Origin of the sequence: Microcoleus sp. OTE_8_concoct_300, from assembly GCF_031383065.1 — a bacterium.
In the GTDB taxonomy this organism is placed as follows: Bacteria; Cyanobacteriota; Cyanobacteriia; order Cyanobacteriales; family Microcoleaceae; genus Microcoleus.
Map to the genome: position 1 here is coordinate 1 of NZ_JANMZH010000412.1, position 14993 is coordinate 14993.

Here is a 14993-nt window from a genome sequence, read left to right on the forward strand (position 1 = left end):
AAAGGCTAAAAAAGAGGATTCGGCAGTTGCAACCTGTTCTTATCACAGGAAGTCCACCCTAGCGAACTAAGGAATGAGAATTAAATAACCTGCAATTTTGATTGTTTTTGTGGGATGGGCGTCTCGCCCGTCGCTTATAGACGGGCGAGACGCCCATCCCACAAAAACAATCAAAATTGCAGGTTATTTAATTCTCATTCCTTAGTTCGCTAGGGTGGACTTCCTGTGATAAGAACAGGTTGCAACTGCCGAATCCTCTTTTTTAGCCTTTAGCCAATAGGCGATCATCTCTCCTTTACCTTTAACCCCGATCGCGCCTCTCTCCTCAAATACATACCGATCTTTTAACAGCTCGTAAATAGCAGTAGTAACTTGAATATACCCCGGTAATCCTTGAGATTCCATCCGAGAAGCAACATTAACAGTATCTCCCCACAAGTCATAGATAAATTTTTTAGTGCCAATGACGCCAGCAACTACTGGGCCTGTATTAATGCCAATCCGCATTTGAAAAGATTCGCCTGTGTCAGTTTTAAAATCAGCGATTACTTCCTGCATATCCAAGGCCATATTTGCGATCGCTTCTGCATGATCTGCCCTCGGCACCGGCACCCCCCCTGCTACGATATAAGCATCCCCACTCGTTTTAATTTTTTCCAAATCGTGTTTTTCAGTTAGTTCGTCAAACTTTGAAAAAATCTGGTTGAGGAAATTTACCAATTCGAGAGCTGAAATTCTGGCAGCAAGAGACGTAAAACCAACAATATCGGCAAATAGGACTGTGGCTGACTCAAATCTCTCTGCAGCAGCACCGTCGCCTTTTTTCAAATTTTCAACAATCGCGGATGGTAAAATATTTAGCAATAAACGATCGGATTCTTGTTGAGCAAGCCGTAAAGCTAGCTCCACCCCCTCCCGCTCTTTAATTTCGTTTTGCAAACGTTCGACAAGTTCTTCTAATTGATGCGTTTGCTCTTGAAGTAGCTTTTGCTGACTTTGAATTGTTAACTGATTTGCCACTCGTGCCAATACTTCTTTATTTTGAAAAGGTTTCGTAATATAATCAACTGCTCCCACATCAAAGGCTTTCACCTTATCTAAAACGTCATCTAAGGCGCTTAAAAAAATGACGGGAATAGAACAGGTTTGTGGTGAAGCTTTCAACTGTGCACACACCTCATATCCATTCATCTCAGGCATCATCACATCCAGCAGAATTAGATTCGGCGGAAACTCCTGCGCTGTAGCGATCGCCCTTTGCCCATTCAGCGCTTTACGAACCTGATACCCTTGTGCGGTCAAAATTGTAGATAAAAGTCGCACGTTATCTGGGGTATCATCAACTATTAGAATGCTGGCGGGAATTGTAGGAGATTGATTGCTGTTCATGTGAGCACGGTATTTTTAGTAGATAGAATATCTTAACAGTGACGTGCCGTAACTGCCGATTTAGCTAGCTCTATAATATCGTCAAAGAGGAAATTCTGCGCTAAAGTAGTTAAATTTTGTGAAGCAGGAGCCAATTCTCTCGGTATTTCCTCAATCAACTGAATAATTTTATCGTCGCAACATTCCTGAGCAGCATTATATATCTTCTCCACCCACTCCAGAGGCATTTGACCGAGTTGTGCTGCTACACATTGATTGCTGGGAACTCCCCTAATTTCGCTTTCCTTTTCTAGTTTTGTATCATTTGTATCAACTGGTTCCTCGTAAACGTAGCGGATTCCTAAAAAGTCTTCCATTTTAGCAAATAATATATTTGCGTCGAAGGGTTTAGGCAGAAAATCATCACAGCCTGCTGCTAAAATACTTTTTCGTTCATTTTCAAAAGCGCTAGCAGTCAGAGCAATAATCACGGTTGTTTTCCCTAGAGGATGAGCTTTAATTTGTTTTGTGGCTTCGTAGCCATCCATCACCGGCATCCGCATATCCATCCAGATCAGTTGCGGCTGCCAATCCTCCCATACAGCAACAGCTTCTTGACCATTTTCAGCTTCTCGGACAAGTAAGCCTATGGACGACAATAATCTTACTAAGACTAGGCGGTTATCTTCGCGATCGTCAACCACCAAAATCCGGTATTCTGGTTGATTTGGTGCTAAAACAATTACTTTTTTCTGCGGTTTAAGCATTTTAACATCGGTAGGATCGACCAACCTGATTTGAATATCAAATGCAAACTTACTTCCCAAATCAGGCGTACTGCTGACAGTAATATCTCCTCCCATCATTTGTACAAATTTGCGGCTAATTGGTAAACCTAATCCAGTCCCCTGTTGAGATTTATGACCTGTTTTTGTTTGCTCGAATGGTTCAAATAACTTATTCATTTCTTCTGCGGCAATGCCAGGGCCAGTATCTTCAATTTCAAACTGAAGGCGTAAAAATTCCGACTTTTGTAAAAATACCGGGCGAATAGAATTCGCATCTACCCAATAAAAGTCCCCATGCGCGCACTGTTGAGAACCCGCGTCGGCGCGTTTTGTTTGTAGGCCCGTAAACTCTGCGGTTTCCACCGCCAAGTTTTCGGAATGATTAGAACCCGCGTCGGCGCGTTTTGTTTGTATGTCCGTAAACTCTGCGGTTTCAACCGCCCAGCTTTCTTCTACCTTCATTTTCACTTGCAAGGTAACGCTACCCGTCTCTGTAAATTTGATAGCATTTCCTAAGAGATTAATCAAAATTTGGCGCAATTTACATTCATCTCCATTAACAAAGTGCGGTACGCCATCAGCAACTTCAAAATTTAGCTGCAATTTCTTAGATACAGCTTTCAATCGAAACATCTCTTCTAAAGTTTCTAGCAATTTGATTAAATTAAAACTGCTTTCATTAAGCTGAGTTCTGCCGGATTCAATTTTGGACATTTCCAAAATGTCATTAATTAGAGAAAGCAAGTGTTCGCTGGCGCGATTAATAATTTCTAGGTGCTGCCGGTGTTGATTGTTTATAGATGAATCGCGCACCATCACCTGACTAAATCCCAGAATGGCATTCAGGGGAGTACGCAATTCGTGGCTCATAGAAGAAAGGAATTCGCTCTTGGCGCGGTTAGCTTTATCAGCAGATACAACAGCTTTTTGTAATGCTTTTTCTGCCAATTTGCGTTCGATAATTTCTGTTTTGGCTTGTTCAAAAAGAGTGGATTGCTGGATGGCAATTGTTAGCTGCACAGAAATTTGCTTGAGAGATTCTATCTCAGAAGAGTCCCAATGCCTGTGACTGCGGCAGTGATGAGCAATGAGTAGCCCCCACAAATTTTCACCTTGCAAAAGGGGAACCACGAGGTTAGCTTTAATTTCAAACTGCCTCAGTAAATTAATGTGGCACTCTGAAATACCTGCCGTATAAATATTGTCGATCGCGCGAAGATGTCCCTGCTGGTAAAAAGAAATGTAGCCTTCTCGAAAGCAAGAATCATTAATGTCAATTCCCAAAATCGACATCGTATCGGCTGCTACCGACTCAACGGCGATAAATCCGCTCCAATCTGGGTTAAAGCGGTAAATAACAGTCCTGTCTGTTGACAAAAAATGCCGCACTTCTTCCACAGCCATTGTCATCACTTCTTCTAGGTTAAGAGAGGAACGAATCCGCTCTTGAATGGAATTCACAAGTCGCTCCCTTTTTAGTTGTTGCTGCAAGGCTAGTTCCGCGTGTTTGCGAGCAGTAATATCTACTCCATAACCAACGCACTCTACAGGTATGCCAGCAGCATCTTTGACCAACTTAACCTCATCGTATATCCAGCGATAACTACCGTCTTTGTGCAGTGCACGGTATTCGTAGGAAATCGATTCTTTTTCCAATATCTGAGCGAATGCAGTATCTACAATTTCTCGCTCTTTGGGGTGAATGAGGCTATGCCAATCAAGGGAACCTTTAATAAATTCTTGTGCTTCGTAACCAATCATTGAAACAATGTTTTCGCTGACAAAAGTTACCTCATGGTTTCCGCCTAACTTGCAGCTATAAATTACGGCTGGAGTGGTCGCCAGTAAATATTGGAAGCGTTCGGTGACAGCTAGCAATTTTAACTCGGCTTGCTGGCGCTCGCGAGCTTCCATTTCTAAGCAAGTGTTGGTTTTTATCAACTGTGCATTGCGCTCTTGCACTTTAATTTCTAAATCTTCATAAGCACAGCGTAAAGCTAATTCTGCATCTTCACGCACGGCGATTTCCCGCTGCAACTTAATATTAATTTCTTCTAATTGTTGGGGAGTTTTTAATGATAAAAACTGGGGTAATAGCGTTACCATCGATCCCGCAGTGTAACAGGAAACCAGTGCAGTAATTGCTTTTTCAATCCCCGACAGCCAATAAGCGGAATGCCACAGCGTCCAAATTTCTAACAAGTGACCCGTGCCGCAAAGAATAATAAATGCACCAAATAAAGCAAATATTCCTAAGAAAGGAACATCGCGCCGCTTAAAAACAAAATAAATCAGCATCGCCGGAATTGAAAAGTAGGCGATCGCGATTAAAAAGTCGCCGGTGACGTGCAGCCACACCAAAGGCGTTTGCCACAGATAGCAGTGACCGTGCGGCATATACTGAGTTGGAGAAAAGATATTTTTGACTAATTCCCACATAATGTTTGCTCTTGGCATATAAGATAGATTTGATGATGCCTAAGTTAGGAAAAAAAACGAAAATTACCGCCTAATTCGGAATGAGTTATTACCGCCTCAACAAAAATTGCTCATAACAGCTTGCTTAGGGGCAAAATTGCGATTGCACCGGGGCGCTAGCCAAGGAATTTTAATGATAAACTCAGTTCCTCTCCCCAGCTCTGAAGTGCACTGCAAATAACCTTCATGGGTTTGAATAATTTGATAAGAAATCGCCAACCCCAGACCCGTACCATAACCGATAGGTTTGGTCGTATAAAAGGGATCGTAAATTTTAGCGAGTGCGTCAGAATCTATGCCATTGCCATTATCAGCAATGCGAATCTCCACCCACTTGCCATCAACTAAAAGCGTGCTGATGCGAATTGTTAGCAGTTGGCACTGGGTATATAGTAAGTGGTCAGGGAATTTTTTTTGCCAATAGCCTTTGGTCGCATCTGCCTGCTGTGCCATCAGTTCTAAAGCATCAATAGCATTAGAAAAAATATTCATAAATACTTGGTTAAGCTGTCCAGCGTAGCATTCCAACTCTGGCAAATCTCCATACTCTTTAATAACTTGGATAGGCGGACGTTGTGATTGTTCTTTCAAGCGGTGGTGCAAAATCATTAAAGTGCTGTCGATACCTTCATGGATATTTACCTTTTTCATCTCGGCTTCGTCTAAGCGAGAGAAGGTGCGTAAAGATTTAACAATATCGCTAATCCGCTCTGCTCCAATCTTGATCGAACCAAAAAGTTTTTGCAGGTCTTCTAAAATAAAACCGAGATCGATGCTGCGAATCTTGTCTGCAATTTCCGGCGCCGGAGTGGGGTAATAAATTTGATAAACCTTAATCAATTCCAAAAGGTCTTTAATGTATTCCTCAGCCGGAATCAGATTGCCATAAATGAAGTTAACAGGGTTATTGATTTCGTGAGCAACGCCAGCTACCATTTGCCCCAAAGAGGACATTTTTTCATTTTGTACGAGTTGAGCTTGCGTGCCTTTAAGTTGTTGCAGAGTGTTCTCTAGCTGCTGTGTTTGTTCTAGCAGTTTAGCTTCCGATCGCCGTAATGAATTTTCAGCCAAGGATCGATCGCCATTTTCCTGTTGCAAAAGTTCATTAGCAATTTTTAAAGCAAGCGTCCTCTCCATAACCCGTTTTTCCAAATCCAGCATTAATTGGGAGAGTGCTTCCTGAGCTTGCTTGCGATCGCCAATCTCATTTTGTAAAGCCAAATTTGCCGCCGCCAATTGATCGGGACTGGGGATAGCCAAGATTTTGGGGATTAGTTCCACCAGCACTGCTGCTGTACATAGCGAAATCAGCGCCGTCATTCCTTTGAGAAAGCCAGAGAACCAATAATTAGGATGCCACAGCGTCCATATTTCCATAAGGTGGGTAATGCCGCAGCAGATAATAAAAGAGCCAAACAGCATGAAAACCCAGTCAAAAGGCACGTCTTTCCGCTTATTGACAATATAAATCAGCGTGAGCGGTATCAAAAAATAAGCCACGGCAATCAAACCATCGGACAAAATGTGCAGCCCCACTAACCCAGGCTTCCACAAATAGCAATGACCGTGAGGAATAAAATAATTAGCAAAGATTTTATGTACCATTTGCATCACATCAACTCGATTACTTGCTAATCTTTTTAAGATGGCTTACAGGAAAATTTAAAAACCTGCTGGCACAAAAAGAAGAATTAGGATTTTAAACTTAACACTTGTGAGGAGTAGATGCAGACATATTAAACTACCTTTAATTAAATTAACATCAATCTACTCAGCTTTAGCAACGTCAATTGTCACTTATTTAATTGTGGGTTCACGACCACCTGTGACACCTGCATGACATTTTTGTTAACGATCGAGAAAAAGCGATCGCTGCTACCTAAGGAACCCCGCCAGCACCTCTTGAAATTGGGTTAGGGCGCTCAGTTACCGCTGAATCCTTGATTGATATTGGTGCGCTTCGGTGAGATTGAACGGATTTGACCTGTTATCCCCTGAGAAATATCGCTATAGGCTGGCGTCGCAATCAAATAGGCGATCGGCTTTAGAGTCAATCATAAGTGATAATATTAAGGATACACTTACTGGATAATTGCAACTTATGACGATAGATGAGGTACTACAGCTAACTCGTGCCCGATTGCAAAAAGATTTACATCCAGTACAAGAAATCATCCTCCGCCAAGTTTGGGAAGGAAAGACTTATACAAGCATCGCATATACCTCTAATTACGGAGAGCATTATCTCAGAAACATCGCCTCTGGCTTGTGGCAATCTCTCTCTGGAATCATGCAGAAACCTATTAGCAAATCAAATTTTCGTTCCACTCTAGAATCGCGTTCCCTAACAGCAGAGGAAGGAGAATTAATTGAAGAATTCAACCGCAGTCAATGCCTAGCAACAGTTTTAGAATATCCCGGCTCTCCCGTACCCCTCGGTTCGCCATTTTATATCCATCACCCGCTAATTGAAGAACTCGCGTATCAAGAGATTGGCAAACCTGGAAGTGTTCTGCGGATTAAAGCTCCCAGGAAGATGGGTAAAAGTTCCCTCCTGCTACGGATTTTAGATCGCGCCAATTCTCTTGGCTGCCGAACTGTAAGTTTGGATTTTCAGCAAGCCGAGGAATCTGTTGTAGACAACCTAGATAAATTCTTGCGCTGGTTTTGTGCCAACATCAGCCGCTACCTACAATTGCCACCTCTATTAGATGATTATTGGGATGAAGATATGGGTAGCAAAGTAAGCTGTACTATCTATTTGCAACAATATGTATTAGCCGAAATAAATCGACCTCTAGTCTTAGCTTTAAACGAAGTAAATAGAATTTTCGAGTATCCAAAAATTGCCCGAGAATTTTTGCCGCTGCTGCGAAGCTGGCATGAAGAAGCAAAGCGGATTAAAACTTTGGCAAAACTGCGGTTAGTTGTTCTTCACTCCACAGAAATTTATATTCCTTTAAAGCTCACTGAATCGCCTTTTAATGTCGGTTTGCCGCTGCAATTGCCCTATTTTACAGAAGAGCAGATACTTGCTTTAGCCCAGCGTCACGGACTGGATTGGACAGATAGCCCCGATGCCGAGCGACTGATGGCAATGGTGGGGGGACATCCTTATCTGGTGCGGCTCGCTTTTTACCACCTCTGTCAAAACGCTCTCACCCTAGATCGGCTACTACAAGAAGCTCCCACAATAGCAGGAATTTATAAAGATTACTTGCGGGGTTTTTGGGTGACATTGCAAGAGTATCCCGAACTTGGGGTTGCACTTAAACAAGTGGTAAAATCTGAGCAAGGCGTGGAATTAGATCCGGTAGTAGCTTGTAAATTACTTAGTATGGGGCTGATTCATATTGATAACAACCGCTGTACGCTAAGCTGCGAGTTGTACCGCCTGTATTTTGGTTCGCACAACTTTATTTAGTTATTGCCCCACTTGGAAAATCTGTTCTGCCGTTAAGTTTAAATCGGGGAAGGCAAGCGATCGCACCACATCATCACCTCTAAACTGATTAACTGCATACTCACCGTCAACCAATTGGTTGACGGAAATAGTTGGTTGCTTGGGGTTGCCAATATATCTTCTGCCCCCTAACCCTAAATAATCGACTATCCAGTATTCAGGAATTGCCAATTTTTCATATTCGGCTAACTTTATCAAGTAGTCATCTTGCCAATTCGTACTCACAATTTCGATGACTAAACGGATAGTTTCACCTCTGGTAATAGTCGATCGCTTTTTCCACATCGGTTCTGTTTCTATTTGTTGCCAATCTAATACCATCACATCGGGGCTGTAGCCAGACTTATCAGAATCAATCGCCTTAATAATTCCTTGGCGGGGAATGAAATAGGGCAAAGCCAAACGTTTAATTTCTACTCCCACTTCAAGGGCGAGGAAGCCCCCCACCTGTTCGTGTGTTCCAGTTGCTTGCATTTCGATAACGGCTCCATCATGTAGTTCAAAGCGACCTTGACCCTCTGGATACCAGTCCAGAAACTCGTCTAGGGTCATTTGTTTAGACTGCGCCGGTTGTTCTTGAATGAGCATATAGATTCTCCTTGTTTGCTATTAATTTTAATGTTAATCTAAATTAACAACATCGCAATTCTAAAGGATTCGTAAATTTTTTACCCCACCCCAACCCTCCCCTTACTAAGGGGAGGGAGTAAGAAATTTACAAATGATTTAGGATTGCTATAGCAATTCTTGCAGGAGTCGTAAATTTTTTACCCCACCCCAACCCTCTCCGAACCCGCGGCGAGGGAGTAAGAAATTCACAAATGATTTAGGATTGCTATATAATAACTTGTAGTTGTTACTTTGTCAATTTTATTATAAAAACAATTACTTGGGAAACCTAAATTTTACCGAGGGATTATAATTCAGTAGAGATGGTGACAAAAATAACGCTCAGACTGCCTCTTTTTATACTCAAGTTTCAAGTTTAAATCAACCCATAAACGGCATGACCAAGGTTACATATCAAATTGGTGGCAGTCTCGCCAGTGATGCGCCTACATACGTAGTCCGGCAAGCAGATTCCGAACTTTATGAAGGTTTAAAAGCTGGCGAATTTTGTTACATTTTTAACTCGCGGCAAATGGGCAAATCTTCCCTATTAGTCCGCACCCTGCACCGATTGCAAGCTGAAGGATTTCAATGCAGTACGATCGACATGACGCGCATCGGCAGCGAAAATATCACTCCTTTACAGTGGTACAAAGGAATCGTGGGGGATTTGTGGCGAGGCTTCCATCTGTTAGGACAAGTTAACTTAAAAACATGGTGGCAAGCAGAAGAAGTATCCTTTCTGCAAAGATTGAGCTATTTCATTGAAGATATCTTGCTAGCCAAATTTCCAGAACAGAAAATTTGTATATTTGTCGATGAAATTGATAGCATTCTCAGTTTAGATTTTTCAGTAGATGACTTTTTTGCTTTAATTAGGTATTGTTACAACCAAAGAGCCATCAACCCCGAATATAAACGAATTACTTTCGCGATTTTTGGAGTAGCTACACCCAGCGATTTGATTGCTGATAAAACCAGAAGTCCTTTTAATATCGGAAGAGCGATCGACTTAGCAGGATTTACTTTCTCGGAAGCAAACCCTTTAGCCAAAGGATTAGAAAATGTAGTAACTAATGCACAAGCAATTATCAAACAAATCTTAAATTGGACAGAAGGGCAACCATTTTTAACTCAAAAAATCTGCGATTTGGTAGTCAGAATGGCTGGAGAATCTCCCAGCGGCGAGTTAAAAATTCCACCGGGAACAGAGGGAATTTTTGTAGAATCGGTGGTAAAGTCGCACATCATCGAAAAATGGGAATCCCAAGACGAACCAGAGCATCTCAGGACAATACGCGATCGCATTCTCCGTAACGAACAACGCGCAGGCAGATTGCTCGGAATTTCCCAGCAAATATTACAAGGTGTGGGAGTACCAACTGATGACAGCCGCGAACAAATCGAATTATTGCTATCCGGTTTAGTCGTCAAACAGCAAAGTTATTTGCAGGTAAAAAACCCAATTTATCGAGAAGTATTCAATCTCGCATGGGCAGAAAAACAATTAAGGCAACTTCGCCCTTATTCTCAAGCCTTCGATGCTTGGATTGCCTCTAAACAACAAGACGAATCGCGGCTTTTGAGAGGACAAGCTTTGAAAGACGCTTCCTCTTGGGCGCAGGGCAAAAGCTTGAGCGATTTAGACTATCAGTTTTTAGCTGCTAGTGGCGAAATCGACAAGCAAGAAATACGACTGACCTTAGAAGCAGAAAGATTAAAAGAAGTCGAAAAAAATGCCAAACGCCAAAAAGAGTTTATTGCAGCACTTTCTTTGGCATTAGCGATCGCGCTCTTATTTGGCTCGACAGCTTACTGGCAATATCGCCGAGCTACCATCAGTGAAATAGAAGCGATCGCCACCTCATCAGAACTCCTTTTTACCTTAGAACGAAAACTAGACAGCCTCATCGCCACCATCAAAGCTAAACGCAAACTGCAACAACTGGGTCGAGGCAATCTAGAACTAGAAAATCGAGTACAAAGATTACTAGAACAGGCAGTTTATGAAGCCGACGAATTTAATAATTTATCAGGACATCAAGCAACCATCATGGGATTAGCAGTTAGCCCAGACTCTAAAACCATTGCTTCAGGAAGTACAGATAACACAGTGAAACTTTGGCAGCCAGACGGCACGATTTTGGCGACACTTCCCCACAAAGGTATTGTTTGGAAAATGGCATTTAGCCCCGACAGCAAAATCCTTGCCAGCATCAGTGAAGCCGGAATAGTTAAACTTTGGCAGCGAGAAGGGAAAGATTGGCGCAATCCCAAACTCCTACACACTCTTGCAGGATACAGTAGTCTTTATCCGGCTTTAGCCTTCAGTCCAGATGGCGAAATTTTAGCCGCATCTGGTGCGAATAACACCCTAAAACTCACCAATAAAAACGGTACTTTACTCGCCACTCTCAATCATGACTTTCTAGTTGAGGGTATTGCCTTCAGCCCGGATGGTAAAATGCTGGTGACAGGGAGTGCGAAAGGGCCGATCCGAGCGTGGAAAAAAGACGGCAAAAACTGGGATAAAGTCCGTTTAGTGGCGACATTTCAAGGCCACAAAAACAACATTTGGGACATCAATTTCAGCCCCAATGGTAAAATATTGGCTTCCGCGAGTTTAGACAATACTGTTAAAATTTGGCGATCGGACGACCTTGGCAAGCCACAAAATCCGAAGCCCATACAAACTTTTCAAGGTCACACATCTGGAATTTATACCGTAAATTTCAGTCCCGACGGTCAGCTTATCGCTACAACCAGCGACGATCGCACTATTAAATTTTGGAGTAGCGACGGCAAATCGGCACTGCCCGTGCGAACTTTTGCAGGACATCGCGAGGGAGTGCGGGATGCCAAATTCAGCCTTGATGGGAGTTTCATTGCTTCTCTAGGTTTGGGAAATGCGGTCAAACTGTGGCGAAGTAAAAATATATTTCTCACCTACTTATACGGTCACAGCGCTCCTGTTTACAATCTTGCTTTCAGTCCAGACGGTAAAACTGTTGCCACTATTAGCAATGAGCGTACCATGAAAATTTGGCAACGAGACGGCACTTTGCTGAAGACTTTTGACACGGGCAGCGAAATTCTTTGGAATATAAGTATCAGTCCAGATAGTAATACGATCGCAACGTCTGGGGACACAGCAATTAAACTCTGGCAACGCAATGGCAAACTCGTGGGAATTTTTAACACACACAACTGGTCGGCTTATGCTGTTACTTGGAGTCCTGACGGTAAAATAATTGCCACCCCTGGAAAAAACGGTACAGTTAAACTCTGGCAGTCAAACAAGGTAGAAAAGGAAGCCGCCCCCCTACAAATCCTGAAATTGAAAGATAACAGCGTTGTCTGGAATGTCGCCTTTAGCCCTGATGGGAAAACTCTAGCCGCCGTCACTGGTAGCGGCACCCTAGCTATTTGGAAGCGCGATGGCACTTTGTTGCAGACAATAAATGCTCATCAGGCTATGTCTCTGGGGGTTGCTTTCAGTCCAGATGGTAAGGTTATTGCCTCAACTGGTGTCGATGGTACAGTCAAATTCTGGAAATTTGATGGCACAAAAGTGGGGGATAGCACCCATCCATTGCCCCTACGAATTCTCAAAGGTAACAAAGTGGGAATGGAAGGAGTTAGCTTTAGCCCAGATGGTAAAATCATTGCCACATCAGAATTAGATAACACGATAAAACTTTGGAATTCTGAAGGCATCTTGCTGAAGACACTTCGAGGGCATACAGGTCTGGTTAGGAAAGTTTATTTTAGTCCTGACGGCACTCAAGTTGCCTCCGCCAGCTTTGACCAAACACCAATTTTGTGGAACGTGCAGGAAATTCTCAATACAGACCCGTTGGCTTTTGGTTGCAATTGGCTGCGAGATTATTTGCGAACAAATGCCGAAGTCAAGGAAGAGGACAAACATCTGTGCGATGGAATTCAGTAAATTATATAATGTAAATATGTATCGCCAACGTGAGCAGACCACTACCTATGCTAGAAACCTTATCAAAAACAACAACTTTTGAAGAGTTTCTGGAATGGAAACCAGACGGCAGAATCTATGAATTACACGATAAAGTAATTGTTGAAATGCAGCGAATTGGAGAGCATGAAGAAATTAATGGTTTTTTATGTGGTGAAATAACTGTAGAATTCAAACGATTAAAACTACCTTACATCATCCCCAAGCAAGCCTTAATTAAAGTTCCCGATCGCGAATCTGCTTATTGCCCTGACGTGCTAGTTATAAATCAGGAAAATTTGTCATCAGAACCGCTATGGAAAAAGTCATCAACCGTTACTCAAGCAGCCTCCGTTCCTCTCGTTATTGAAGTCGTCAGCACGAATTGGCAAGATGATTATGCTCACAAACTGGTTGATTATGAAACTTTTGGTATTCCTGAATACTGGATTGTTGACTATTTAGGTTTGGGTGGTAGACGCTACATCGGCAATCCCAAACAACCGACGATTTCCATCTATTATTTAGTGGATGGTGAATATCAAGTTAATCAATTTCGAGATGATGACTCGATCGTATCCCCAACATTTCCAGAATTAAATTTGACTGCCAAACAGATTTTTACCGCTGGGCGATGATTGATGTTAAATACCAAGTGGGCGGTAGTCTCAATACAGACGCACCCACCTACGTCAAACGAAAAGCCGATGACCAACTATATGAAGCTTTAAAAAATGGCGAGTTTTGTTACGTCCTCAACTCGCGACAAATGGGCAAATCTTCCCTTCTCGTTCGTACCTTGCACCGATTGCAACAAGAAGGATTTCTGTGCAGCACGATCGACATGACGCGCATCGGCAGTGAAAACATCACTCCTTTACAGTGGTATAAAGGTATGATTGCGGAACTGTGGCGCGGCTTCAATCTTTTAGGACAAGTTAATTTTAAAACCTGGTGGCGCGACTCAGAAGATGTCTCGTTTCTACAAAGATTGAGTCATTTTATTGAAGATATCCTACTGGTTAAGTTTCCTCAAGAGCGCATCTTTATATTCATCGATGAAATCGATAGCATTCTCAGTTTAGATTTCGCTGTCGATGACTTTTTTGCCCTGATTCGGTTTTGCTACAATCAGCGAGCGATTAATCCCGAGTATAACCGCATTAGTTTTGCAATCTTTGGAGTAGCTACGCCGAGCGATTTAATTGCTGACAAAAATCCAACTCCTTTTAATATCGGTCAGGCTATAGATTTGCAGGGTTTTGAACTCTCCGAAGCCCAACTATTAGTTAAAGGATTAGAGACGGTCGTCAGTAATCCTGATGCGGTTCTCAAACAAATATTAGCTTGGAGTTCAGGACAGCCATTCCTCAGCCAGAAAATTTGCTATTTAGCCTATAGAGCTAGCCGGGAAACGGCGGACGGATTAGTAAATATTCCCCCGGGAACAGAGGCATTTTGGGTGGATAGTTTGGTGCGATCGCGCATCGTCACTAACTGGGAATCGCAAGACGAGCCAGAGCATCTGAAAACGATACGCGATCGCCTCCTCCGTGACGAACAACGCGCCGGAAGATTGCTAGGCATTTACCAACAAATCTTGCAAGGTGTGGAAGTACCAACCGATGATACCCGAGAACAAACCGAACTATTGCTATCGGGTTTAGTGGTAAAAAAGCAAGGCTGTTTGCAGGTAAAGAACAGAATTTATCAAGAAGTATTTAATACCGAATGGGTAGAGAAACAATTAGGGCAACTGCGTCCTTATTCCCAATCTTTCGATGCTTGGATCGCTGCCAAACAAACAGATGATTCGCGCTTTTTGAGGGGACAAGCCTTAAAAGATGCTCAAATCTGGATGCAGGGAAAAAGTTTGAGCGATTTAGACTATCAGTTTTTAGCAGCTAGCGCCGAACTCGACAAGCAAGAAATGCAACTAACCTTAGAAGCAGAAAGGTTAAAAGAAGTCGAAAAAAATGCCAGACGGCAAAAGTGGTTTATTGCTGCACTCTCTTTAGCATTAGCGATCGCCCTCTTTCTGGGAACAGCAGCTTTTTGGCAATATCGCCAGGCTACCTTGAGCGCAATTGAAGCGATCGCCACCTCCTCCGAAGCCCTCTTCACCTTAGAGCAAAAATTAGACAGCCTCATCGCCGCCATCAAAGCCAAGCGCAAACTGCAACAACTCGGTGGGGCAAATCCCGAACTAGAAAATCGCGTGCAATTATTACTAGAGCAGGCAGTTTATGGAGCTTCTGAGTTCAACCGCTTGTCAGGACATCAGGGGTTACTGTATAGATTAGCAATCAGTCCCGACGCT

At 42.8% G+C, this 14993-nt stretch carries 8 protein-coding genes; 4 read left to right on the top strand and 4 right to left on the bottom strand.

Features of this window, described 5'->3' with window-relative positions:
* Nucleotides 1–201: 201 nt before the first annotated feature.
* The 3 genes from ACUVJL_RS19130 to ACUVJL_RS19140 all read right to left on the bottom strand — a co-directional run bounded on the left by ACUVJL_RS19130 (nt 202) and on the right by ACUVJL_RS19140 (nt 6245).
* Nucleotides 202–1389, bottom strand: coding sequence for an adenylate/guanylate cyclase domain-containing protein (locus tag ACUVJL_RS19130; protein ID WP_445247282.1), 1188 nt, complete (start codon nt 1387–1389; stop codon nt 202–204).
* A 32-nt stretch (nt 1390–1421) separates the two neighbouring features.
* Nucleotides 1422–4613, bottom strand: a complete 3192-nt coding sequence (locus ACUVJL_RS19135) for a response regulator (protein WP_445247283.1) — start codon at nt 4611–4613, stop codon at nt 1422–1424.
* Between the two features lie 78 nt (nt 4614–4691).
* On the bottom strand, nt 4692–6245 hold the full coding sequence (locus ACUVJL_RS19140) for a sensor histidine kinase (protein ID WP_445247284.1): 1554 nt from the start codon (nt 6243–6245) through the stop codon (nt 4692–4694).
* A gap of 490 nt (nt 6246–6735) precedes the next feature.
* On the opposite strand from ACUVJL_RS19140, the gene ACUVJL_RS19145 reads away from it, so the two are divergent.
* The gene (locus ACUVJL_RS19145) at nt 6736–8058 is read left to right on the top strand and encodes an AAA-like domain-containing protein (RefSeq protein ID WP_445247285.1); all 1323 of its coding nucleotides are present in this window, start codon (nt 6736–6738) and stop codon (nt 8056–8058) included.
* Here the strand turns inward: ACUVJL_RS19145 and ACUVJL_RS19150 are convergent, their stop codons facing one another.
* Nucleotides 8059–8685 carry a Uma2 family endonuclease gene (locus ACUVJL_RS19150; protein WP_445247286.1) on the bottom strand — a complete coding sequence of 209 codons (627 nt, stop codon included), beginning with the start codon at nt 8683–8685 and terminating at the stop codon, nt 8059–8061.
* Nucleotides 8686–9103: 418 nt separating this feature from the next.
* On the opposite strand from ACUVJL_RS19150, the gene ACUVJL_RS19155 reads away from it, so the two are divergent.
* From ACUVJL_RS19155 to ACUVJL_RS19165, 3 genes are all read left to right on the top strand, one after another.
* Nucleotides 9104–12655, top strand: coding sequence for an AAA-like domain-containing protein (locus ACUVJL_RS19155; protein WP_445247287.1), 3552 nt, complete (start codon nt 9104–9106; stop codon nt 12653–12655).
* Nucleotides 12656–12702: 47 nt separating this feature from the next.
* Nucleotides 12703–13311: a Uma2 family endonuclease gene (locus ACUVJL_RS19160; RefSeq protein ID WP_445247288.1), complete on the top strand. Its 609-nt coding sequence runs from the start codon at nt 12703–12705 to the stop codon at nt 13309–13311.
* Nucleotides 13308–14993: AAA-like domain-containing protein (locus ACUVJL_RS19165; protein WP_445247289.1), on the top strand; the 1686-nt coding region annotated here is incomplete at its 3' end. The genes ACUVJL_RS19160 and ACUVJL_RS19165, both read left to right, overlap by 4 nt.

Coding starts and splice junctions, on each gene's coding strand:
- ACUVJL_RS19160 (WP_445247288.1), top strand. CDS start 12,703: ATGCTAGAAACCTTATCAAAAACAACAACTTTTGAAGAGTTTCTGGAA.
- ACUVJL_RS19155 (WP_445247287.1), top strand. CDS start 9,104: ATGACCAAGGTTACATATCAAATTGGTGGCAGTCTCGCCAGTGATGCG.
- ACUVJL_RS19145 (WP_445247285.1), top strand. CDS start 6,736: ATGACGATAGATGAGGTACTACAGCTAACTCGTGCCCGATTGCAAAAA.
- ACUVJL_RS19130 (WP_445247282.1), bottom strand. CDS start 1,389: ATGAACAGCAATCAATCTCCTACAATTCCCGCCAGCATTCTAATAGTT.
- ACUVJL_RS19140 (WP_445247284.1), bottom strand. CDS start 6,245: ATGCAAATGGTACATAAAATCTTTGCTAATTATTTTATTCCTCACGGT.
- ACUVJL_RS19150 (WP_445247286.1), bottom strand. CDS start 8,685: ATGCTCATTCAAGAACAACCGGCGCAGTCTAAACAAATGACCCTAGAC.
- ACUVJL_RS19135 (WP_445247283.1), bottom strand. CDS start 4,613: ATGCCAAGAGCAAACATTATGTGGGAATTAGTCAAAAATATCTTTTCT.